Source organism: Paraflavisolibacter caeni (assembly GCF_025628885.1).
Taxonomy (GTDB): domain Bacteria; phylum Bacteroidota; class Bacteroidia; order Chitinophagales; family Chitinophagaceae; genus Flavisolibacter; species Flavisolibacter caeni.
The window spans coordinates 1-20,724 of sequence record NZ_JAOTIF010000029.1; the positions used below are offsets into that span (position 1 = coordinate 1).

Below are 20,724 nucleotides of genomic sequence, written 5' to 3' on the forward strand. Positions count from 1 at the left end.
TGAATCCATAGCTAAGCCTAGGAAAAGCCTAGAAAACCACTTTTATCTCCCATATCATGCCATTCCAATACCCCAATTAATGCCCGAAAATGACAATTTCCCATTTCCAGTCACCACCTCCCTTTCCACCCATCTCTAAATCCATTCCTAACCAGGATCATGAGCGTGGATGCTCCCTTTTAGGGGCTGGGGTATTCATTATAACCACGCTCTTATCCTTCCCGTCGAGCTTTTTATAGCCGCTGGGCTTATTTTTTTATTGAAATGACAATTATGGCAGTAACTTGCACCGCTTTTAAAAAAATAAAATGGCTGATCTCGCACAATTTGATCCGAATAGTGTTAGTAATCCGGAAAATAATATTTATGGGTTGCCCTTTACAGAAGAAGATGCCCGCCTTATCCTCTTACCTGTTCCCTGGGAAGTTACTGTAAGCTTTGGGTCCGGAACTGCTCGCTCTGCAGAACAAATTTTCAAGGCGAGTTTACAAGTTGACCTTTTTGACCCGGATGTTCCTGACGGTTGGAAAGAAGGCTTTTTTCTGAAAGAATCGGACAAGAAAGTGCTGTTAAAAAGCGATTATCTGCGTAAAGAAGCAGAACTCTATATAGACTTTATCTCCAGGGGCGATGAAGTGGAAAGCAACCAATTCATGACGCGTACCCTTAAAGATGTAAACGAAGGGAGTGTTTTCTTAAATAATTGGGTATACCAGCAAACTAAAGCCTTGTTGGACAACGGGAAGCTGGTTGGCCTTTTGGGTGGAGACCATAGTACACCCCTTGGTTTTATGAAAGCCATAGCCGAAAAACATGGCGACTTTGGAATCTTACAAGTAGATGCCCATTGCGACCTAAGGGAATCATATGAAGGCTTCGTTTACTCCCATGCAAGCATCATGTACAATGCGATCCAGGAAATACCCCAAATGAAAAAACTGGTGCAAGTAGGCATCCGTGATTATTCTTTTGGAGAATGGGAATTCATCCAGGATAATTCCGACCGGGTGAAAACTTATTTTGACCGCGACATTCGGATTCGCCAATTTGAAGGTGAAACCTATAAAGCTATAGTAGACGAAATAGTAAGCAATCTGCCTCAAAAGGTTTACATTTCATTTGATATAGACGGACTCGATCCTAAACTTTGCCCTAACACAGGGACACCTGTTCAAGGCGGATTTGAAGTAGAGCAGACATTTTACCTGATGAACAAGATCAGGCAGTCAGGTAGACAAATCATAGGCTTTGACCTGTGTGAGGTAAGTACCAGCGAATCTGGTTGGGATGCCAATGTGGGCGCTCGTGTTCTATTCAAATTATGTAATTTGTTAGTATCAGGTAATCCGGAAAAGCATGTTTGATATCCCCGTAAAAATTGAGGGATTAGATAAACGGAGACGGAGTGTTGGTTTATTCCATATACTTGCTGGGCTCTTCTTGCTAGCCAACGCTAGTTTGGCATTTAAATATTTGGATTACAGTGACTTTTGGCCTTTACTTCCAGTTTATATTGTAGCAATAATTTCTTTGATTTATGGATTTCTCCGAAAAAAAATCGATGCTCCAAATAAATATAGCTGGTCATTAAGGTTGATTCAATTCTTGACCTTTCTGGGGCTGGCAGTCTTTGAACTTCGTTCAGAAAGTTCAATTCATAGCATTAGCCTTTTTCTCTGGGCTGGAATTTGCCTTTCCTTGCTTTTTACAGAGAGATTTATTTTCAATCAGCCCTCTGTAAAGATTGGAAATGATGGTATTAGAACTCCGGGTAGCATTGCCTCTAAAATCTTTGCATGGAGTGACTTGGATAGTGTGGCGGTTCGTCAGGATTATATTACCTTAATGTTTGGTAATAATAAATACCTCCAGTTTGAAATCTTGGAAATGCTGACAGGTACGGAAATTGAGCGGATAAACTTATTCTGTAGGGAGCAACTCGATAAAGCAGAAGATCAAAAGGTAAAAATCCTTGAAAAATAGGATTCTATCTTTAATTATTAATTCATTTTTAATCAGTTATTGCAGTGAGATCACCATATATTCTTTATTCAGACGGAAAAGGAAACATTTTTGAAGACACAAGTTTGTATGTAACCGGCCGCACAGGCTGGGATGCTATACAGGTTCCTTCTGATGAATGGATTGAATTGCCTCATGGCGGTCAGCTTTACGAACTTCCGGGCCGTCGCGGCATTGGCATTGACGTCAAAACTGGCGAAATGCGCCTTTGCGACAAAGGCTGGGCCGTTGCGGCATTCATTCCTCCTGCACATACTGGCTTTTACCTGGCTGCCTACGAAACAGGACCCAATGCTCCTACGCTACCACTTTTCTGTTATACGGCTGCGGGCTGGTATAATGATAAATTCTATGTTCCCGCCGTCCGCATAGAACAGGATATTAGGCAGGAATGTGGTGGTTTTAATGATAAGTCTGTTACAACAGGAGTGCAACACCTGCTGAAATTATATCCACACAACCGCCTCGTAGCTCATTTAGCGAATACTTGTGCGCTGACTTACCATTGTCCGGCTGCACGCAACTATTTCATGGGTCGCTGGGAGTGCCCAATTCCTTCTTCGCCGGCTTGTAATGCCAATTGCATTGGCTGTATTTCATTCCAGCCCGAAGAAGAGGCAATCGTATCCACTCAGGACCGGCTGACGTTTAAGCCTACTGCTGAAGAAATAGTGGAATATACCGTTCCTCACTTGGAAACGGCTCCTTACCCTATTGTTAGTTTCGGCCAGGGTTGCGAAGGCGAGCCTTTACTGATGTGGGAAACTATTCGTAAGGCAATTATCGAGATCCGGAAACATACGTCTAAAGGCAGTATTAATATCAACACGAACGGTTCCCGCCCCGATGCGGTGAAGGCGCTCTGCGAAGTTGGTTTGGACAGTATCAGGGTGAGTACAAACTCTGCCCGTCGTGAAATATATACCCCCTACTACAGACCAAACAATTACGAATTTGAAGACATAATTGAAAGCCTTAAAGTAGTAAGGGGCTTTGGTGGATGGACATCGATCAATTACTTTGTTTTTCCAGGCATGACCGACTCCGTTGCGGAATATGAAGCACTGCGTAAATTGATAATTGATACGGATTTATGCATGATCCAATGGCGCAATTTCAATATCGATCCTGATTGGTATCTTGGAAAGATTGGCGTAGTTGATAATGGCGAAATTCTTGGAGTGAAACAATTAATGGAATTAATACATGAGGAGTTTCCCCACCTGAAGTTCGGATACTACAATCCTCCCATAGAGCGGATCAAAGGAAAATTCGATGCAGACTTTGCACACTAAACTTATTGCCGCTTGGTGGTAACTATATTACCTCTTATTTCACCCCCTGGGTATGCTTGAGTATGTAAATTGTAGTAAACCTTACCTCCTAATAAATGGGCTTCTACGGTATCATGCAACGTAATGGACTCGCTGATAGAACCAGACGGTGTATTTGACCCCGGTATTGCGATCATTACAGATGCATTTTGCTGAGGGGTGGCTGGACCATGAAAATGCATAGCTGTTGCATTACCAGTTAAACCTGACCAATCAATTTTATACTGCAATACATTAGTACTTTCATTATAAGTACCTGAAATAGTGGCTGTTGCCGATGAAACTACAGGAGGTGTCCGTATTTCATTTGCTGCACTGGCTTGTCCGCTAAGGTCATAAGTCACTTGTTTTACAGTTTCATCATCGTCGTCACTACATCCCATAGTTATAAAAGAAACCAGTAAACCGCCGAATAAGAAAGGCAATAGATGAAATGCACTTTTTTTCATAATAATGGTTTTAGTTAAGGGAACATTATTCTTTTTAATTCTGCTGTAGTTCAAAGGCTAGATCTATCTTTAAATACGTAAGTACTTATAGTGCAGTTGCCTTCATACACACCAAGTTTTTGAATAAATGTTAAAACAAGGGGGCCAAATGTTGTAATCAATGCAATTTGTATAACTTTTGCACCGTTTGTTGGTCTATAAGAAGATTAAAAGCATTCTACCCATAAATTTGTATGAGCAACACTATCAATATGACGGCTGATTTCGAAAGGGAAAAAAACAGGAAGGCTTCTGCCATTACTTTAGGTGTGGCTGGAATGCTACTGTTGCTGATCTATATTGTCAAATGGCCTCTGCCTGTAATTTCTCAACCAGAAGTCGTTGAAGTAATGGAGGTAAACCTTGGCTCGGGTGATGAAGGGTCTGGCAACGACCAGCCGATGCTGCCTGGTGAGCCTGCTCCTGCAAAACAAACTGCTTATACGCCTCCCCAACCTGTAAAAGCCGTAACAAGTGAAGCTAAGGATGTGGAAACAGACGATCGCCCGGACAATGACGCTCCGGCTATTACCAAACCTGCCGTAACCAGTCCAAAAGCAACAAGAATTGATGACAACAATAAAACAGTTAAAACAAAAAATACAACCAGCCCACAACCTGTAGTTCAGGCGCCACCTCGTCCAAAGGCTGTGTTAGGACGCGCAGTTGGTGGACAAGGCAATGGCGGTAATGGCGCAGATAGCTATTCTCCGGGTAGCGGTGAAGGTATAGCCGGTGGAACCGGCGACCAGGGACGTCCGGGTGGTGTTCCTGGGGGTAAAGATTATACCGGCACGCCTAAAAGACTAGCGATTCGTACGTATAGCTTTCCTACAAAAAACTTTGAAGACGACTTTGACGAAAGCGGAAAGATTGCCTTAGATATAGTAGTTGATGCTGATGGTAATTTAAAATCTGCCACATTCCAGCCAAAGGGATCTACCCTTTCAAATAGAAATCAAATCAATATTGCGATCCGGCGGGCTCATGAAATAGACTATCCGAAAATGGATGGTGGATTCAGGCAAACCATAATAGTAGATTTTAAAGTAAAAGGTTAAGAATCATTTTCATCAACTGCAATTCCACTATTACTTTTGCGGTTGATGAACTACGCTGAAACAATAGATTATCTATACAATAAGCTCCCCATGTTTAGCACAATGGGTTGCACAGCTTTTAAGAAAGACCTTACTAATACGCTCATTCTTTGCGAACGTCTGGGAAATCCTCATAATAAGTTTAAGTCTATTCATGTAGCTGGCACCAATGGCAAAGGATCAGTTAGCCATATGTTGGCTGCAATATTGCAACAGTCTGGTTACAAAACCGGCCTTTATACCTCCCCCCATTTAAAAGACTTCCGCGAGCGCATACGAATCAATGGCGATTGGGTGGATGAAGATTTCGTTATACAATTTGTCGAAAAGGTAAAGCCCCTGATTGAAAAAATTCAACCTTCCTTTTTTGAAATAACGGTAGCAATGGCCTTTGCTTATTTTGCTGAACAACAGGTAGATATAGCTGTTGTTGAAGTTGGTCTTGGAGGCCGACTGGATAGCACCAATGTAATTACTCCCGAATTGGCAGTTATTACCAACATCGGTATGGATCATACCAATATGTTGGGAAATACTTTAGAAGAAATTGCAGCAGAAAAAGGAGGTATTATCAAAGAGAAGGTGCCGGTTGTTATTGGTGAAAAACATCCGGCAACAGCACCCGTTTTTACAAGCCTCTCATCTGGTAAAAACGCACCTGTTTCTTTTGCTAATGATCAATTTATCCTTAATGAATATAACTTCTCTCACCAGTTTTTAGAAATACAGGTTCAGGAAAGACAATCTGGTACAATACACAAGTATGTTTTAGATCTGCCAGGCATTTATCAAACTAAAAACATTTTAACGGTCTTACAGGCCACCGATATTTTAAGAAAAATTGGTTGGAACATAGAAGACCAGGATGTTTTTGAAGCCCTTCAGCATGTAAAAAGCTTAACTGGCTTGTCTGGGCGATGGGAAATCATCAAGGAAAACCCTACGGTTGTCTTGGAAGTTGCGCATAACGAGGATGGTATCCGCCAAATGGTGGACCACCTGGGAAAGTTAAATTTTGGAAACTTACATATGGTACTAGGTATTGTGAAAGATAAAGATGTAACCACAATGCTTAACCTACTCCCCCAAAAAGCAAATTATTATTTTACAAATGCCCATATTCCAAGGGCATTGGAAGCTAAGCATTTACAAGAGCAGGCAAAATTGGCAGGATTAAAAGGAATTACTTTTGACAATGTGAATGAAGCCCTTAAAACCGCAATAGCAAATGCATCCCCTGACGATTTGGTCATTGTATGTGGCAGTATATTCTTAGTTGCAGAAATAGAAAAAGATGAGGTTTGAGCCCTCATCTTTTTCTAATATTGAATAATAACTCCTTCTCCCCCACTAATAGGTCATTTCGCCAATTCTGTTTAATGCATAAAAGATACAAGTGGCGTGCAGGCTTTGCATGATTTTATTTTCACGAAGTAAATTCTTTACTTCATCAATTGTGTAAAGTAGTACTTCAACATCTTCAGTTTCATCCAGACTTTGTTCTCCGATCTTCTCTCCTTCCTTCATCAGGTACATATGCATCAGGTTGTTGTTGGTGGATGGATTAGGAGATATTTTACCCAAGTATTCGATACTTTTAAATTCAAAGCCAGTCTCTTCTTTCATCTCCCTGATAATTGCTTGCTCTAAAGGTTCATTTTCATCAACACATCCACCAGGCGTTTCAATACATATTTCTCCCAAACCATGTCGGTATTGCTTCACTAAAACTACTTGATTGTCCTTGGTCAACGCAAAAGCCGTTACCCATGTTGGAAACTCCTGTACATAATAGGCACTCATGATTTTTCCATTGGGCAATTCACAAACATCTTTACGCGTCGTTAACCAGGGTTCTCTATTGATATACTCACTGGATAATACTTTCCATTCCATATTTACAAAATATAAATTGATGGTTTAAGACAATCTTAAATTGAATTCTTTAAAACGGTTACCAATTCATCCTTTCCCGTAGAGATATAATATGACCCACATGATGTCGACCATGCCAGGAGTACATGCCTAGCAAAAACCAAAGAGTCATTTGTTGCTGATGTTCAGGATGCACAATTGTCTTCTGCCAGTCACTTTCCGAAAAGTGTTTTAAAAATTCATGCAGTCGATGGTGAAGAGAATAAAGTAAAGTGATAGAAATATTCACCGGAAGGTTCTGTACATCCGATGTAGATGCCCACAATTTTTCCTCGTAAGGCTTGATAGTTGGATTATGCTCTGTATACCCAAGTTTAAACCGGCAATAAGCATTCAAATGACTGTCTGCAACATGATGCACTACTTGGTGGAGGGTCCATCCTCCCGGGCGATAGGGCGTTTGTAATTGATGCTCATCTAAATTGCTGATTGCATTTTCTAGCATTTGAGGTAAAAACTTTATATCTGCTAACCACTCCTCTTTCTTTTCTTCATTATATTCTTGAGTTACATACTGCCCAATTGGATATTGTATATCAGACATGATCATTTCAAGTTTATTATTGATATTTGTTATCTTCTCCCTCCATTCGCAACTTGTCCGCCTCTGGCGGATTCGAATCATTCATCATTCCAATTATTCTTCTCTCAACTTATGTCCTGTTAAATGAATGAAAACATCTTCTAAATTAGCCTTCTTCACTTCCTTCGGACGTTCAAATCCTGTAGCGACTAAGTCATCAATAAGTTTATCTGGAGTATTTAAAGCCACAACTTTGCCTGATTCTACAATGGCCACACGATCACATAGATATTCTGCTTCATCCATATAATGTGTAGTGATGATAACAGTAGTACCGTTCTGCCGGATATTCTTTATTAAAGCCCAAAGGTTTCTCCTTGCCTGTGGATCCAAACCGGTGGTAGGTTCATCAAGAAAAACAATCTTGGGATTATTAATCAGTGTAGTAGCTACAGAAAACCGTTGTTTTTGTCCTCCACTCAATTCCTTCACTTTCGCTTTGGCCTTGTCTTTTAGATGAACTGTTTCAAGCAACTCCATCGCATTTACTTTCCGGTTATATAAACCGGAAAATAAGTCAACTAGTTCTAGTAAGTTTAAGCCTGGATAAAAGCCACTTGATTGTAATTGTACACCAATGATCTTTTTAATTTCATTGGGATGCGCATCTAGGTCAATACCGTCAACAATGATTTTACCACTCGTTTTGGGTCTTAGTGTTTCAATAATTTCTAAAGTAGTAGATTTCCCGGCTCCATTAGGCCCGAGTAAGCCAAAAATTTCTCCTTCATAAACATCAAAGCTGATCCCTTTAACTGCTTGAAAATTTCCATAATTTTTGACCAGGTCCCGGACCGAGATCATCACCTTATCCATGCAACTGTTTTTCTTTCATCATATATGTTTCAAGTTCATTCATCATACCCTTACTTCCTATAAAAAGAGGGGAACGCTGGTGTAATTCTGTGGGATGAATGTCCAAAATTCTTTGTGTGCCATCAGTTGCTTTCCCTCCGGCAACTTCAACTATAAAGGCAAAAGGATTGCACTCATACAAAAGACGAAGCTTGCCTCCTGGTTTATCTGCCAGACCTGGATACATAAAAATGCCGCCTTTCAGTAAGTTACGGTGTACATCTGCCACCATACTACCAATGTAGCGTTGTGTGTATGGACCACCATCCTCCTTCGTTTTCTTTTGGCAATTATTAATATATTCTCTTACTCCGTGCGTATACTTGAAAAAGTTACCATGGTTAACAGAATAGATCTTTCCATATTCAGGGCACTTGATATCAGGATGACTGAGGCAAAACTCCCCAATGGAAGGATCCAGCGTAAATCCATTCACTCCACGTCTGGTAGCATACACTAGCATGGTGGAGGACCCATATACGATATAGCCTGCAGCTACCTGCCGCACACCTGGCTGTAGGATATCTTCTTCTGTCACTTTAGATCCTCTCTCAGTAACCCTCCGGTATACACCGAAAATAGTTCCAATGGAAATATTGACATCAATGTTACCACTACCATCCAAGGGATCAAAGAGCACCACATATTTGGAGTTCTTACTCACTTCATCATCAAAAGCTATGAATTCATCCAGTTCCTCACTGGCAATACCTGCGCAACTAATACCGTGTTGCAATACGCCCATAAGCTGATTATTGGCATAGATGTCCAGTTTTTTTACATCTTCTCCCTGTACATTGATGGAACCGGCATCACCCAGGATGTCCACCAGGCCGGCTTTATTAACTTCAACATTTATCCGCTTGGCTGCCAGGCCAATGTCCCGAAGTAAAGAACTTAATTCACCTGTGGCGCCAGGAATGCCACGTAACTGCTGTATGGTATATTCATCCAGTGTAAGAACTTGTCTGTTAACTGTATTCATATGCTTTTGGGTTAAGGGGTGCAAATGTAAGATTTATAAAAATTATTGATTTGTCGGAAATTATTGAATTATAGAAACAATTCGTAATAAAATTCAACTTTTTTTTAAATATGCACTGTGTTCAAAGAACACAAATCATCATATATTCATAAACTTCCTTACTAAAATCATTGTTATATGAGCCTTCTCTTAAGATATACTAATATCTGAACTCTATTAAACTTTGATCATAGAAACAATTTCTTCTAGATACTTCCGATCCGTTTCATCAAATTGATCAAGTTCTTCACTATCTACATCCAACACACCTAGTATGTTCCCATTATTGAATACAGGTACTACAATTTCAGACTTCGACAAACTGCTGCATGCAATATGCCCTGGAAATTTTGCTACATCTGGTACAATTAAAGTTTTGGATTCAGCCCAGCTGTTGCCACAAACCCCTTTGCCTTTCCTGATCCTTGTGCAGGCTACTGGACCTTGGAATGGTCCCAACACAAGTTCTTCTCCTTTTACAATGTAAAAACCTACCCAAAGCCATCCAAATTGCTCTTTTAAAGCAGCTGCAATATTGGCAAGATTTGCTATAAGGTCTGCCTCTCCTTCAAGCAATCCCTTAATTTGTGGAATCAATGTTTGGTATTGCTCTTCCTTTGTGCCAGAAACTATGTTTAGATCTTCTGCCATAATATGATTTGTAATATGCAGTCAAGGCTGCATGTAAACTTGGTCATCTATCGTCTTTACCTTAAAAGTACTGGTTTTCTTTATAAATGCTCTTCATTGACTACCCGTTCCTTCTTTGTGTATTTTTCATGCAATTCGAACAAAAAAGCCATCCGGTTGGTCTCACTTGTAAAAGGTTGAAGCCTGTAACAAAAATCCACAGCCCTATCTAAAGCCTCATGTGCCTTTAATAAAGGCTGAGGCATAGAGTTAGGATGATACAAATCAGCAAGAGATGCTTCTCTTTGGTATTGCCCATCTATCGAAGATTTCTGAAAATGGCTCCTTGCATTCAAAACTTCTTTAGCAGCTTCTTCCACGCCTTTGATTTGTTTTTCATTCGGACCTTTTGGCCAGGGAAAGTTGTTGTAATTTAAAGTGTTTGAATAGCGAAAGTCACTTTTGATCCGGCCACAAGTGTTTTTAACCCAAACTGTATGCATTTCTGAAGTTAATATACCGAATTCATACAATGTTGCATTTGGTACTGCGAAACAGGAGTTGTTTAAAATATCATCCTTTGACATAAAACCGATTGGTATGTATTTTCTGTTTTCAGATGAATGTGATGGAATCAGAACGTAATCACCATCCGGCTGCCGGTTTTCTGTAAATAATGTAGGAAATTTGGCCCACTTTACTGTGGCTTGCTTGGAGCTTTTCAATCGTACACTTCTTACACCTTCGATCCTTGCCATAACATGTGGCAAGTGATGCAATTCTTCCTGAGTTGCATCTGCCAGCCACAAACACCACCTTTTTTCTCCATTGATAAATTCATGCGCACTGATAAAAGGTTTGATATAAGGAATAGCTCCTGATTCTTGATGGATAAAATTTGTTTTTTCATCATCAGTGAAAAGTAAATAACCTCCATCAGTTGGCTGGCTTCCTTTATACATTTTGGAAACATTGCAAATAGGATAAGCCCTAGCTACAATGAATTGATCTTTACCTTCAACAAGATAAGGGTTGACATTTTTCACCACAGTTTCCAATGCCTCTCCTTTAATATCCTCATAATCATAAATCAATTTGCCAGAAACATTAAAATTGGCAAAACCAATAATCACAACATGTACTGCAGCATTTCCTCTGGCTTCATTACTCCATTTAAAGGTGCGGTGTGCAAAATGTATTTTAATCGCATACTTGCCAAATAACTCGTTCCACAATATACCAACCTGCTCTCCTTGTGCTATAGAATTGGTACTAACAAATGCTGTTTTAGTTTTGTAAGTACGAGTCTTATTTTCTTTAACCCCACCTGCTGGATGATCGGAGTATTCTTGCATATATTGTGCAGCCTTGATATACCATGCAGTAACATAATCTAACACCCCTGCCCCATTAATCCCAGCAAACACCAGGTCCATATCCTCTTTCTGAAAGGCATTTTGGAGTTGCTTTCCTACAAATGGTGGGTTGCCAAAAATATAATCAAACCGCTCCGCAGATGTTTCATTTGAACTTTCAACAAGCATCCTTTGCCAGTCAAATCTAAGTGCATTTCCATGCCTGATGTGTGCACTTTTTCTTAATGGCAGACGAACATAATAACAGCCAAATATTTGGGAGGCTTGCATATTCATCTGGTGATCCATCAGCCACATAGCTACCTGTGCAATCTGGCAGGGAAATTCCTCATACTCTATTCCATAATACCGGTCCACATGACACTTGAGTAAGACAGAAATATCAATTCCGGCACTAGCTGCAACTTCCTCACGAAGTTTCATATGACGGAACAATAATTCTTTGATGATAGCTATTTCCAATAAACGTACCTCTCGGTAGGCAATAATGAGAAAATTGCCACAGCCGCAAGCCGGATCTAGAAAGCGTAGGTTGCTGATTTTATTATGGAATTGTAGAAGCTTTGTCCGGCTTGTCTTTATGCTCTCAAATTCCTGCCACAACTTGTCAAGAAAAAGAGGCTTAATGAGCTTTAAAATGTTTTTCTCACTGGTATAATGGGCTCCCAAATTACGTCTTGCCTTTTCATCCATTACACTTTGAAACAACGAACCGAAAATGGCAGGTGATATCCTGCCCCAATCAAGAAGACAACAATCAATGATCATTTGCCGGACTTCGGTATCAAATGAGGAGTAAGAGAAACGCTCATCAAACAGCTTCCCATTAATATAAGGAAACGCCTGAAGCGTTTCATCCAATGTAATTGAACGGCTGTCCTTTGGTGTGTTCAATACCTGGAACAATTGCATGAAATATTGAGCAAGATCACTTCCATCTTCAGCAGTACAACTTTGAATATAATCTAAAAAAATACCTTTTTCAAAGATGTTAGTATTATCTGCAAACAATATAAAAACTAGCCTGATTAAGAAAACTTCAAGAGGATGCCCGGCATAACCCAGGTCTTTTAATTTGTCATGCAGTCCCCCCATTAGTTCTGCGGCTTCAATATTTACTGGATCCAGCTCTTTAAAAGGACGAACTTGATAACCTGCTAGTAACCCAAAAAGTTGAACGTGGTCTACAAATTTGGTTAAAGAAAAATCAACACGTACGCCATTTCCAAGATCAAGTAAACAGAAATTGACAAAATCACTGGCTAAAATAAAACGCGGCCTTTCTTTTTCTGGCAGTTTGGATAGAACATCAATCCTACTCTTAAAGGAGAAATTTTCATCTGTTAAGTTAGATTCAAAATTAATAAGTATGACACCTTTCCATAATAGGCTTGAATTGGTAGTAATATTTCCTGGGCTTTCCACTTTTGAAAATAATTCCTGGGCAGCGCATTCGAAACTGGCAACACGCCTGCGGCTAATACCAAAAACATTAAGAAACTCAGGAAAGAAATTTTTGACTTTATTAGCTTTAGTCTTCTTTTGCCTCCAATCATAAGAAAAATCCTGTGCACGCCTTTTAATTTCACTCCAGCTAAGTGGCATCAGTTTCTGCGTTTTCGCGCAAAATAATTTAAAATAACGATACAAATAATTCCGTAAAGTGCAGATAATTAAGTATTAAACCAGGCAATCTTATCCCATATAATTCATCGTTTAAAATTAAATATCACAACATGAAAGGAAAACTATCAAGAAGGCATAAGTGTTTACACTAATCTATATCATGAATTAACGATCAATCTACATTCTTAATCGTTTCTAATTTTAATATATGGCATTTAAGTGTTATTTTGCTGGTAAATAAGCCTACGCTTAACTAACATTTCCCCTTACTGTATTCCTGAAACCATTGTAATAATAATTTTTAACAGGCAAGTTGACTGGTTGCCATCAATGTTTTGGTAAGGTGTTATGAAACGTTTCTTGCTTTATACTTTATTGTTTCTCTTGGCCCAACCTCTGTTTGCAACCTCTATTGTAATATTGGTAACGCCATATTATGTTGTAATGGGTACAGATAGCAGGCGAACAATCCTGGACGGAAATGCAAATGTTTCAGAAAAAGTTTCTGTTTGTAAAATAAATAGGGTTAGAAATTATTGTTACGCGCTTGCTGGTATGGTAGCTTCCAGGAATACATTTTCTGCACACAAAATCATCAACAAAGAGTTAAAGAGAGCTAAAGATTATAACCAGGCTGTTTCTAGGATAAAACAGGAAATAAAAAAGGCTTTACATAATGAATTTATGTATCAGAAGCTATTCCAACCGGAATTGTATAAAAAATCGGTAGCCTCCAAACGAAATATATTGGAAGTAGCTTTAGTAAGCATTAAGGATAATAAGCCCCAGGTTCAAATAATCGGCTTTGAATTTACAGACGAAAATGAGATTGATGTGAAGGATTATACCGAAAAATGCCCTGGCGATTGCCCGCCACAACAATCTCAATTTTATTTTTTAGGGGATTATTCTGGTATTGAAAAGTATTTTGATACGAAACCTAAAGTTTCTGATCCGGTTTCTTTTGTAGAACAACTTATCCGGATTCAATCTCAAACAACCCCTAGTTCAGTGGCTGCGCCCATTAACATTGTAAAATTCTCCTCAAATGGCGTAGAATGGATTAAGTAAATAGGAGAAAAAGTTGAAACCTTGTTAGATTATAAGAAAAATGTAGGCGAGGATTTCATTGCAAATGATTACCTCGCCTCACTTCATTACTCAACCACTTCAGCAATTTCCTCGCTCTTCATATGAGCATTACTCATTGAAACACTGCGGGCTACATTACCTGCAAGTTCAAGGAAAGCATGCTTAGTGATATCTTCATCACTCATAAGTATGGGTATGCCTATATCACCGCCTTCTCTAATACTTTGAACCAACGGTATTTGCCCCAGGAACGGAATATCATATTCTGCGGCTAGGCGCTTGCCCCCTTCTTTCCCGAAAATATAGTACTTGTTTTGAGGCAATTCAGCAGGAGTGAAATAACTCATATTCTCTACTAGCCCAATTATAGGAACATTCATCTGTGCCTGCCCAAACATGGCGATACCTTTTTTAGCATCAGCCAGGGCAACATCCTGAGGCGTGGTTACTACGACTACACCTGTCACAGGTACCGTTTGTACAAGAGTCAAATGAATATCTCCGGTCCCCGGGGGCATATCAATGACTAGGTAATCCAATTGATCCCAGTAAACATCAGTTACAAACTGGCGGATAGCACTGCTGGCCATCGGGCCACGCCAAACAACAGCATTCTTTTCATCAACTAGCAAGCCTATACTCATCAGTTTCAAGCCAAAACGCTCCAAAGGCACAATCATCCCTTTGCCTTCTACTTCTATCATCATAGGGCGTTCACCACGAACTCCAAACATGATGGGCACACTGGGTCCATAAATATCAGCATCCATAAGGCCCACTTTTGCTCCTCCTTTGGATAAGGCTAAAGCTAAATTGGCAGCAACAGTACTCTTGCCAACACCACCCTTGCCACTAACTACGGCAATGATGTTTTTAACATTAGGCAGCACACTTCCTTTATCGCTCCGCAAAGTAGTAGTACTGGAGGTAAAATTGACGGTTACCAACGCATTCTTGTTTATTGATTGAACTGCATCGATACAATTCTTCTTGAGAAGCTCTTTCAGAGGGCACGCAGGCGTGGTTAATACTATTGTAAAGGAAACATAATTTCCTTCAACGGTAAGATCCCGCACCATATTCAAAGTGACAATATCTTTTCCTAGGTCCGGCTCTTGGACTGTACTTAGTGCTTTGAGCACATCATCTTTGGTCATACATATCAAATTGTTAATGAAGTGGCAAAGTTAATTGAAACAATCAAGCATTATTCTTGTATTCCTCTGGGAGGATTATTTTTGAGAAGATGAAAAAACTCTACTTCACCATATTTACTTTCTTTTGTTTTTCCTTGCACAAAGCGCACGCCCAATTTGAAACTGTGCGCGACTCTGTAGTTCAGTTATATGGTATAGTAATGACATCCGATAGCCTCGTTGGCATTCCGGCAGTCAGTGTAACAATCAAAGGACAGAATCGGGGTACAATTACTAATGGCCAGGGCGTATTTTCTATTGTTGTGCTCAAAGGTGATGAAATAGAGTTTACCCACGTAAGTTATAAGCCCAAAACAGTGGTCATCCCTAAAAACCTGGAAGGTAACCAATACAGTGTTGTACAACTCATGATCCAGGATACGGTCTACCTTCCGGCTACAATCATTAAACCACGCCCCACTCCACAGCAGTTTGCCCGTGATTTCGTCAATTCAAAAGTACCTGATGATGATATAGAGATTGCCCGTCAAAATAATAGCGCAGCCAAACGAAGGATATTAATCTCAGCCACACCTGGCGATGCTGGTGAAGCCGCCAATGTGCAATTTCGCAATATTGCCAATAAGGCTTCATATGCGGGACAAGTACCCCCACAAAATATATTTAACCCCGCTGCCTGGAATGAATTCATCAAGGCTTGGAAAAGAGGAGACTATAAGAGAAAAAATTAATATAAAAGAAAGTGCATTGTTGTAGCATCTCATGTTTACAATTTCTTAATATCTCCTTATTTTGCTTTTCAAATTGAATCAATGAAACAAATAAAATGGGGAATTATTGGTTGTGGAGATGTGGCTGAAGTGAAAAGTGGACCGGCCTTCAATAAGGTGCCGAATTCTAAACTCGTAGCAGTAATGCGGAGAAATGCTGAAAAAGCAAAGGATTTTGCCCTTAGACATAATGTAGATAAATGGTACACTGATGCACAGGATCTTATTGATGATGAAGAAGTGAATGCTATCTATGTTGCTACTCCTCCCTCCTCCCATGAAGAATACACAATCAATGCCTTAAAAAAAGGCAAACCTGTTTACGTGGAAAAGCCTATGGCTTTGGATACAGATGGCGCCCGGAAAATGTTGGAGGTAGCCAAAGAAACAGGTGTAAAACTTACAGTTGCGCATTACCGCCGTGAGCAGCCAATGTTCTTAAAAGTGAAAGAGTTCCTTCACAAAAAAGCCATCGGTGATATCCGTTTTGTTAATCTTCGTTATTGGCAACCAGCCTCTTCTTACAATTTGGAAAGTGAAGGTATCCAGTGGCGGGTTGATCCAACCATTGCCGGCGGTGGAATTTTCCATGACATAGCACCACACCAGATTGATTTGTTGCTCTATTATTTTGGAAAAGTAAAGGAAATAAAAGGGTTTTCTATAAACCAGGCTGGCCTATACAAAGCAGATGATTTGGTTGCAGGACAAATGTTATTCGAAAATGGTATCATCTTCAATGGAAGCTGGTGTTTTACCGTAGCAGCGTCCGAGCGCCAGGATATTTGCGAAATCATTGGTTCTAAAGGTAAAATAGCATTCCCGGTCTTTGGCAATTTTGAAATTAACCTGACACAAAATAATAAGTCAAGAACTATTGGATACGAAAAAATACCGCATGTACAACAACCTATGATTGCAAAAGTTGTAGAATATTTTCTAAATAAAATACCAAACCCCTGCCCTCCTGAAGATGGAGTAGAAGTAATGCGCATCATGCAGGCTATGAGTAAATAAATTACTTGTCGGGCCGTTCTTTAATGCTCCTAATCATGCTTGAGAATTTGGAACGGTGTTTGAAATAGTACTCCTAAAATTGTGAGTATGTTTCCGATGTGGATTTTTATTTTTATGATAGCATTTATCTGCTATCTGTTATATATAACCCGGCCCAATGAAGACAGCCTGAGTGTAATTGGTAGAAATCAATTGAAAAAGCTTCAATATTGGATTAGGGGGAAAAAATAGTATATACTAAGTGGTTTGACTAACCCACTTTATTCATTCTTGTTTTAGTTCTTTTGTTTTCTTACCATAGAAAAAAATACATCTTAATTTGTCATAAAATCGCTGATACTCTCCTATTGAGCATGTCCCGCTCCAGCGGGAGGTTGGGGAAGATGACCAGGTTCTACATGTATTAATACATGCCCCACTTGCGGAAGCTCTTTCTTTAACGCATCCTGTACTTGGTGAGCAATTTCGTGTCCTTCTTTAACCGTTATATACGCATTCACAATAATATGTAAATCTACATGATAACTGAGGCCAGACTTCCTTACATAACATTTTTCTGTATTGAGAACTCCGGGAACACTAAGTGATTTCTTTCTGATATCCTCCACCACATCATCATACAAATGTTCATCCATAATTTCTCCAAGAGCAGGACGGAAAATCAGATAACTATTATAAAATATAATTATGGACGCAATTAATGCCGCCCAGTCGTCGGCAGTTTCATAACCTTTGCCAAGAATTAAGGCTATTGAAATGCCTACAAATGCTGTTAAAGAAGTTAAGGCGTCACTCCTGTGATGCCAGGCGTCAGCTTTTAATGATGAACTGCCGGTTTCAGAACTCTTTTTGGAAACTATTCTGTAAAAAAATTCTTTTACAACTATTATAAATCCTAAAACAATTAATGTATAAGGAGCAGGTAATTGGTGCGGCGTCCGGATATTTTGAATGCTTTCGTAAGCAATTACTGTGGCTGAGGTGATTAAAAATCCTACAACAATAAAGGTGATCAAAGGTTCAGCCCGCCCGTGTCCATATGGATGGTTCTCATCCGCAGGTCTGCTGGAATAATTAAGTCCAACTAAAACCAAAAAAGAAGAAAATATATCTGAAGTTGATTCAATGGCATCAGCAATGAGAGCATATGAATTGCCAAAATAACCAGTTAAACCTTTTACTAAAGCGAGGCTGGCGTTTCCTGCAATGCTTAAATATGTTGTTTTAATTGCTTGTTCTTTCCTCATCTTTCCTCAATTATTCGAAGTTGTCTGATTTTTTAGTACACCCATAAACAGGGTTTACAAGGGCCAAAATTAGACGCAAATATGCATCACAGGATAGAATTCTCCTATTTTAAAATTCTTTCATGTGTGGAGATATTTTTTTACATTAATTCCTTTTGGTCTATAATTTTATAAAAGGAAAACGAAATCAGGTGGTATAATTAAAAATTACAGGCATTCAATGAAAACCTTTGATAGGATCACTTACCAGAATAAAACAATTCTACTGATCCTTTTTTTCTTTTTTCTAAGATGCGTGCTTTCATTTATTTTGGAATTAGGAAATGACGAAGCTTATTATTGGACCTATAGCAAGTCCCTCAAATTCAACTACTTCGACCATCCACCAATGGTTGCCTTCTTTATTCGTTTTTTTTCTGCAAATCTGGTATTGCAACAATATGAGGGTTTTATCAGGTTGGGTAGTGTTGTAGGTTGTGCTTTGTCTACTTGGTTTATGTTTAAAGCTACTGCAACGATACATTCAGAAAAAGCTGGCTGGCTTTCGGCTTGCATGTACAGCACATCGTTCTATGCAGCCATCATGGCCGGCCTGCATACTATGCCAGATGCGCCTCAAATGGTTTTCTGGACATTTAGTTTATGGATGTTGGCCAAAATCACTACCGGTAATCAGAAATGGATCACTTGGATCTTTTTTGGCTTGGGTGCTGGTCTGTGCATTATGAGTAAGATTCATGGGGTTTTCCTTTGGTTTGGACTTGCCACCTTTACTTTACTTCAAAAAAGATCATGGTTAGCAAGACCTCAATTTTATGTTGCCTTGGTCACCTCTCTTTTGCTAACTAGCCCTATCCTTATCTGGAATATACAAAACAATTTTGCTACCTACCTTTTTCACAGCAGCCGTGTTACGATCAATGCCTTTATATTAAACCCCTATGCATTTTTTGAAGAACTTTTGGGACAGTTTTTCTTCAATAACCCTTTTCATGTCATCATTATCATAGTAGCTCTTATTTCAATAAAGAACGATAAGCAATTACAAAAAGAATCATTATCTCTTTTTAACTATATAGCACTTCCTCTTGCATTGGTATTACTTTTTATTGCGCTATTCAGGGATACGCTTCCACATTGGAACGGACCTGCATACATTACTTTGCTCCCATTGGTAGGCGTATACTTATCTGATAAGAAATACACTTCATTATATCGAAGATTATTTCAATCGGGTCTAATAGGTTTTATTTCATTTTGCATTGGTTGGCCGGTAGTTAATAATTTTTTTCCTGGCACTTTTGGAAATAAAACAGGATTGGAGTTGGGAAAAGGAGATGTTACCTTGGATAAATATGGTTGGCGCATAGCAGGGAAAAAGTTTTCAACGTTTTATTTAAGTGAAATTGCCAAAAGTAAAATTCCCAAAGGAACGCCAGTAGTAAGTTACAAATGGTGGGGAGCACATATTGAATATTACTTTTGTCGCCCCTTGAAGATTGAAATGATTGGTTTGGGCGGAAAGAATACACTCCACGAATATTTCTGGACAAATAAAGAAAAAATAGGCCAGGTCAATATGACTACAGCCTACTGTATCATACCCTCCGATGAATATTATAATGCAAAAGTTCGTTATGCTGAATATTACAACAATATCGACTCCGTAACTACTATAAAAGTTATGCGAAACAACCTTCCTGCACATAACTTTTATGTATATCAACTAAATGGTTGGAAAGGTAAAATTCCCGTTATACAGTAGATTGGTATATACAAAAACTAACTTAAATAGCGTATTTCCCCATTAGAATAACTTATAAATGCTCCATTTGCCATACCTAAAAACAAACCAACTTCTACCAGTCCAGGAATATTTTTTAATTGGAAATGCAATGAAGTAGGATCTTCAATTTGGTTAAAATAACAATCAAGTATATAATGTCCATGATCAGTAATAAATATTTGTCCATCGCGCTCCCTTAGTTCAACTTTTGTACAACCAAGATGCTCTATTTTATGTTTGGTTTGTTTCCAGCCGTATGGAACGACTTCAACTGGCAGGGGAAACTTACCTAACTTGGACACATATTTATGTTCATCTGCAATAATGATGAATTGTTTTGAGTTAGCTGCAACCATTTTCTCCTGTAGTAGTGCACCTCCGCCTCCCTTGATCAATTGCAATTGATGAGTAATTTCATCTGCTCCATCAATAGTAAGATCAATGAATTCTACATCATTCAGTTCGGATACTGGAATTTTGTGTTGCTGCATCAGATTTTTAGTTGCTATTGAAGTAGGAACACCCTTACAGTTAAGTCCATTTTTAATTTTTTCTGCAAGTGCAAGAATAAACCAATAAACAGTCGAACCAGTACCAATTCCGATGGTCATATTTGGCTTTACTAATTCAGCTGCTTTTCTGCCTACAAGTTGTTTTGCCTGTTCATTTGAAGACACTTTAT

19 protein-coding genes are annotated in these 20,724 nt (G+C 39.2%); 9 read left to right on the forward strand and 10 right to left on the reverse strand.

Features of this window, described 5'->3' with window-relative positions:
- Positions 1–308 precede the first annotated feature (308 nt).
- The 3 genes from OCK74_RS23615 to OCK74_RS23625 are packed head-to-tail and all read left to right on the forward strand — an operon-like array spanning position 309 to position 3,317.
- Entirely contained in the window at positions 309–1,364 is a 1,056-nt protein-coding gene (locus OCK74_RS23615) for an agmatinase family protein (RefSeq protein ID WP_279299569.1), read from the forward strand.
- A complete protein-coding gene (locus OCK74_RS23620; protein WP_279299570.1) occupies positions 1,357–1,983 on the forward strand; it encodes a hypothetical protein in 627 nt (208 codons plus the stop codon). The genes OCK74_RS23615 and OCK74_RS23620 overlap by 8 nt, the downstream gene beginning before the upstream one ends.
- Before the next feature lie 44 nt (positions 1,984–2,027).
- A complete protein-coding gene (locus tag OCK74_RS23625) occupies positions 2,028–3,317 on the forward strand; it encodes a radical SAM family protein (RefSeq protein ID WP_279299571.1) in 1,290 nt (429 codons plus the stop codon).
- A 2-nt stretch (positions 3,318–3,319) separates the two neighbouring features.
- On the opposite strand, the gene OCK74_RS23630 is transcribed toward OCK74_RS23625, so the two are convergent.
- Positions 3,320–3,805, reverse strand: coding sequence for a CHRD domain-containing protein (locus tag OCK74_RS23630; RefSeq protein WP_279299572.1), 486 nt, complete (start codon positions 3,803–3,805; stop codon positions 3,320–3,322).
- Between the two features lie 233 nt (positions 3,806–4,038).
- Here OCK74_RS23630 and OCK74_RS23635 point away from each other — a divergent pair, with 233 nt between their 5' ends.
- Positions 4,039–4,905, forward strand: a complete 867-nt coding sequence (locus tag OCK74_RS23635) for a hypothetical protein (protein ID WP_279299573.1) — start codon at positions 4,039–4,041, stop codon at positions 4,903–4,905.
- A gap of 45 nt (positions 4,906–4,950) precedes the next feature.
- Entirely contained in the window at positions 4,951–6,249 is a 1,299-nt protein-coding gene (locus OCK74_RS23640) for a bifunctional folylpolyglutamate synthase/dihydrofolate synthase (RefSeq protein WP_279299574.1), read from the forward strand.
- 45 nt (positions 6,250–6,294) lie between these two features.
- Here the strand turns inward: OCK74_RS23640 and OCK74_RS23645 are convergent, their stop codons facing one another.
- The 6 genes from OCK74_RS23645 to OCK74_RS23670 form a co-directional block, all read right to left on the reverse strand.
- Positions 6,295–6,840 carry an NUDIX hydrolase gene (locus OCK74_RS23645; protein ID WP_279299575.1) on the reverse strand — a complete coding sequence of 182 codons (546 nt, stop codon included), beginning with the start codon at positions 6,838–6,840 and terminating at the stop codon, positions 6,295–6,297.
- Between the two features lie 58 nt (positions 6,841–6,898).
- Positions 6,899–7,423 carry a YfiT family bacillithiol transferase gene (locus tag OCK74_RS23650; protein ID WP_279299576.1) on the reverse strand — a complete coding sequence of 175 codons (525 nt, stop codon included), beginning with the start codon at positions 7,421–7,423 and terminating at the stop codon, positions 6,899–6,901.
- Between the two features lie 93 nt (positions 7,424–7,516).
- Positions 7,517–8,278 carry an ABC transporter ATP-binding protein gene (locus OCK74_RS23655; protein WP_279299577.1) on the reverse strand — a complete coding sequence of 254 codons (762 nt, stop codon included), beginning with the start codon at positions 8,276–8,278 and terminating at the stop codon, positions 7,517–7,519.
- A complete protein-coding gene (gene fbp, locus OCK74_RS23660) occupies positions 8,271–9,302 on the reverse strand; it encodes a class 1 fructose-bisphosphatase (protein WP_279299578.1) in 1,032 nt (343 codons plus the stop codon). The genes OCK74_RS23655 and fbp overlap by 8 nt, the downstream gene beginning before the upstream one ends.
- Before the next feature lie 216 nt (positions 9,303–9,518).
- A complete protein-coding gene (locus tag OCK74_RS23665) occupies positions 9,519–9,992 on the reverse strand; it encodes a GAF domain-containing protein (RefSeq protein ID WP_279299579.1) in 474 nt (157 codons plus the stop codon).
- 80 nt (positions 9,993–10,072) lie between these two features.
- Entirely contained in the window at positions 10,073–12,952 is a 2,880-nt protein-coding gene (locus OCK74_RS23670) for a DNA methyltransferase (protein ID WP_279299580.1), read from the reverse strand.
- Between the two features lie 369 nt (positions 12,953–13,321).
- Between OCK74_RS23670 and OCK74_RS23675 the strand changes: the two genes are divergently transcribed.
- On the forward strand, positions 13,322–14,044 hold the full coding sequence (locus OCK74_RS23675; RefSeq protein WP_279299581.1) for a hypothetical protein: 723 nt from the start codon (positions 13,322–13,324) through the stop codon (positions 14,042–14,044).
- A gap of 86 nt (positions 14,045–14,130) precedes the next feature.
- Here OCK74_RS23675 and OCK74_RS23680 read toward each other — a convergent pair whose 3' ends face one another.
- Positions 14,131–15,222, reverse strand: coding sequence for an Mrp/NBP35 family ATP-binding protein (locus OCK74_RS23680; protein ID WP_279299582.1), 1,092 nt, complete (start codon positions 15,220–15,222; stop codon positions 14,131–14,133).
- Between the two features lie 89 nt (positions 15,223–15,311).
- Here OCK74_RS23680 and OCK74_RS23685 point away from each other — a divergent pair, with 89 nt between their 5' ends.
- On the forward strand, positions 15,312–15,953 hold the full coding sequence (locus OCK74_RS23685) for a carboxypeptidase-like regulatory domain-containing protein (RefSeq protein ID WP_279299583.1): 642 nt from the start codon (positions 15,312–15,314) through the stop codon (positions 15,951–15,953).
- 81 nt (positions 15,954–16,034) lie between these two features.
- On the forward strand, positions 16,035–17,009 hold the full coding sequence (locus tag OCK74_RS23690) for a Gfo/Idh/MocA family protein (protein ID WP_279299584.1): 975 nt from the start codon (positions 16,035–16,037) through the stop codon (positions 17,007–17,009).
- A 344-nt stretch (positions 17,010–17,353) separates the two neighbouring features.
- Here OCK74_RS23690 and OCK74_RS23695 read toward each other — a convergent pair whose 3' ends face one another.
- Entirely contained in the window at positions 17,354–18,256 is a 903-nt protein-coding gene (locus tag OCK74_RS23695) for a cation diffusion facilitator family transporter (RefSeq protein ID WP_279299585.1), read from the reverse strand.
- A gap of 220 nt (positions 18,257–18,476) precedes the next feature.
- Between OCK74_RS23695 and OCK74_RS23700 the strand changes: the two genes are divergently transcribed.
- Positions 18,477–20,021, forward strand: coding sequence for an ArnT family glycosyltransferase (locus tag OCK74_RS23700; protein WP_279299586.1), 1,545 nt, complete (start codon positions 18,477–18,479; stop codon positions 20,019–20,021).
- Between the two features lie 17 nt (positions 20,022–20,038).
- Here OCK74_RS23700 and rpiA read toward each other — a convergent pair whose 3' ends face one another.
- Positions 20,039–20,719, reverse strand: a complete 681-nt coding sequence (gene rpiA, locus OCK74_RS23705) for a ribose-5-phosphate isomerase RpiA (protein ID WP_279299587.1) — start codon at positions 20,717–20,719, stop codon at positions 20,039–20,041.
- Positions 20,720–20,724 lie beyond the last annotated feature (5 nt).

Coding starts and splice junctions, on each gene's coding strand:
- OCK74_RS23615 (WP_279299569.1), top strand. CDS start 309: ATGGCTGATCTCGCACAATTTGATCCGAATAGTGTTAGTAATCCGGAA.
- OCK74_RS23620 (WP_279299570.1), top strand. CDS start 1,357: ATGTTTGATATCCCCGTAAAAATTGAGGGATTAGATAAACGGAGACGG.
- OCK74_RS23630 (WP_279299572.1), bottom strand. CDS start 3,805: ATGAAAAAAAGTGCATTTCATCTATTGCCTTTCTTATTCGGCGGTTTA.
- OCK74_RS23635 (WP_279299573.1), top strand. CDS start 4,039: ATGAGCAACACTATCAATATGACGGCTGATTTCGAAAGGGAAAAAAAC.
- OCK74_RS23640 (WP_279299574.1), top strand. CDS start 4,951: ATGAACTACGCTGAAACAATAGATTATCTATACAATAAGCTCCCCATG.
- OCK74_RS23645 (WP_279299575.1), bottom strand. CDS start 6,840: ATGGAATGGAAAGTATTATCCAGTGAGTATATCAATAGAGAACCCTGG.
- OCK74_RS23650 (WP_279299576.1), bottom strand. CDS start 7,423: ATGTCTGATATACAATATCCAATTGGGCAGTATGTAACTCAAGAATAT.
- OCK74_RS23655 (WP_279299577.1), bottom strand. CDS start 8,278: ATGGATAAGGTGATGATCTCGGTCCGGGACCTGGTCAAAAATTATGGA.
- fbp (WP_279299578.1), bottom strand. CDS start 9,302: ATGAATACAGTTAACAGACAAGTTCTTACACTGGATGAATATACCATA.
- OCK74_RS23665 (WP_279299579.1), bottom strand. CDS start 9,992: ATGGCAGAAGATCTAAACATAGTTTCTGGCACAAAGGAAGAGCAATAC.
- OCK74_RS23670 (WP_279299580.1), bottom strand. CDS start 12,952: ATGCCACTTAGCTGGAGTGAAATTAAAAGGCGTGCACAGGATTTTTCT.
- OCK74_RS23675 (WP_279299581.1), top strand. CDS start 13,322: ATGAAACGTTTCTTGCTTTATACTTTATTGTTTCTCTTGGCCCAACCT.
- OCK74_RS23680 (WP_279299582.1), bottom strand. CDS start 15,222: ATGACCAAAGATGATGTGCTCAAAGCACTAAGTACAGTCCAAGAGCCG.
- OCK74_RS23685 (WP_279299583.1), top strand. CDS start 15,312: ATGAAAAAACTCTACTTCACCATATTTACTTTCTTTTGTTTTTCCTTG.
- OCK74_RS23690 (WP_279299584.1), top strand. CDS start 16,035: ATGAAACAAATAAAATGGGGAATTATTGGTTGTGGAGATGTGGCTGAA.
- OCK74_RS23695 (WP_279299585.1), bottom strand. CDS start 18,256: ATGAGGAAAGAACAAGCAATTAAAACAACATATTTAAGCATTGCAGGA.
- OCK74_RS23700 (WP_279299586.1), top strand. CDS start 18,477: ATGAAAACCTTTGATAGGATCACTTACCAGAATAAAACAATTCTACTG.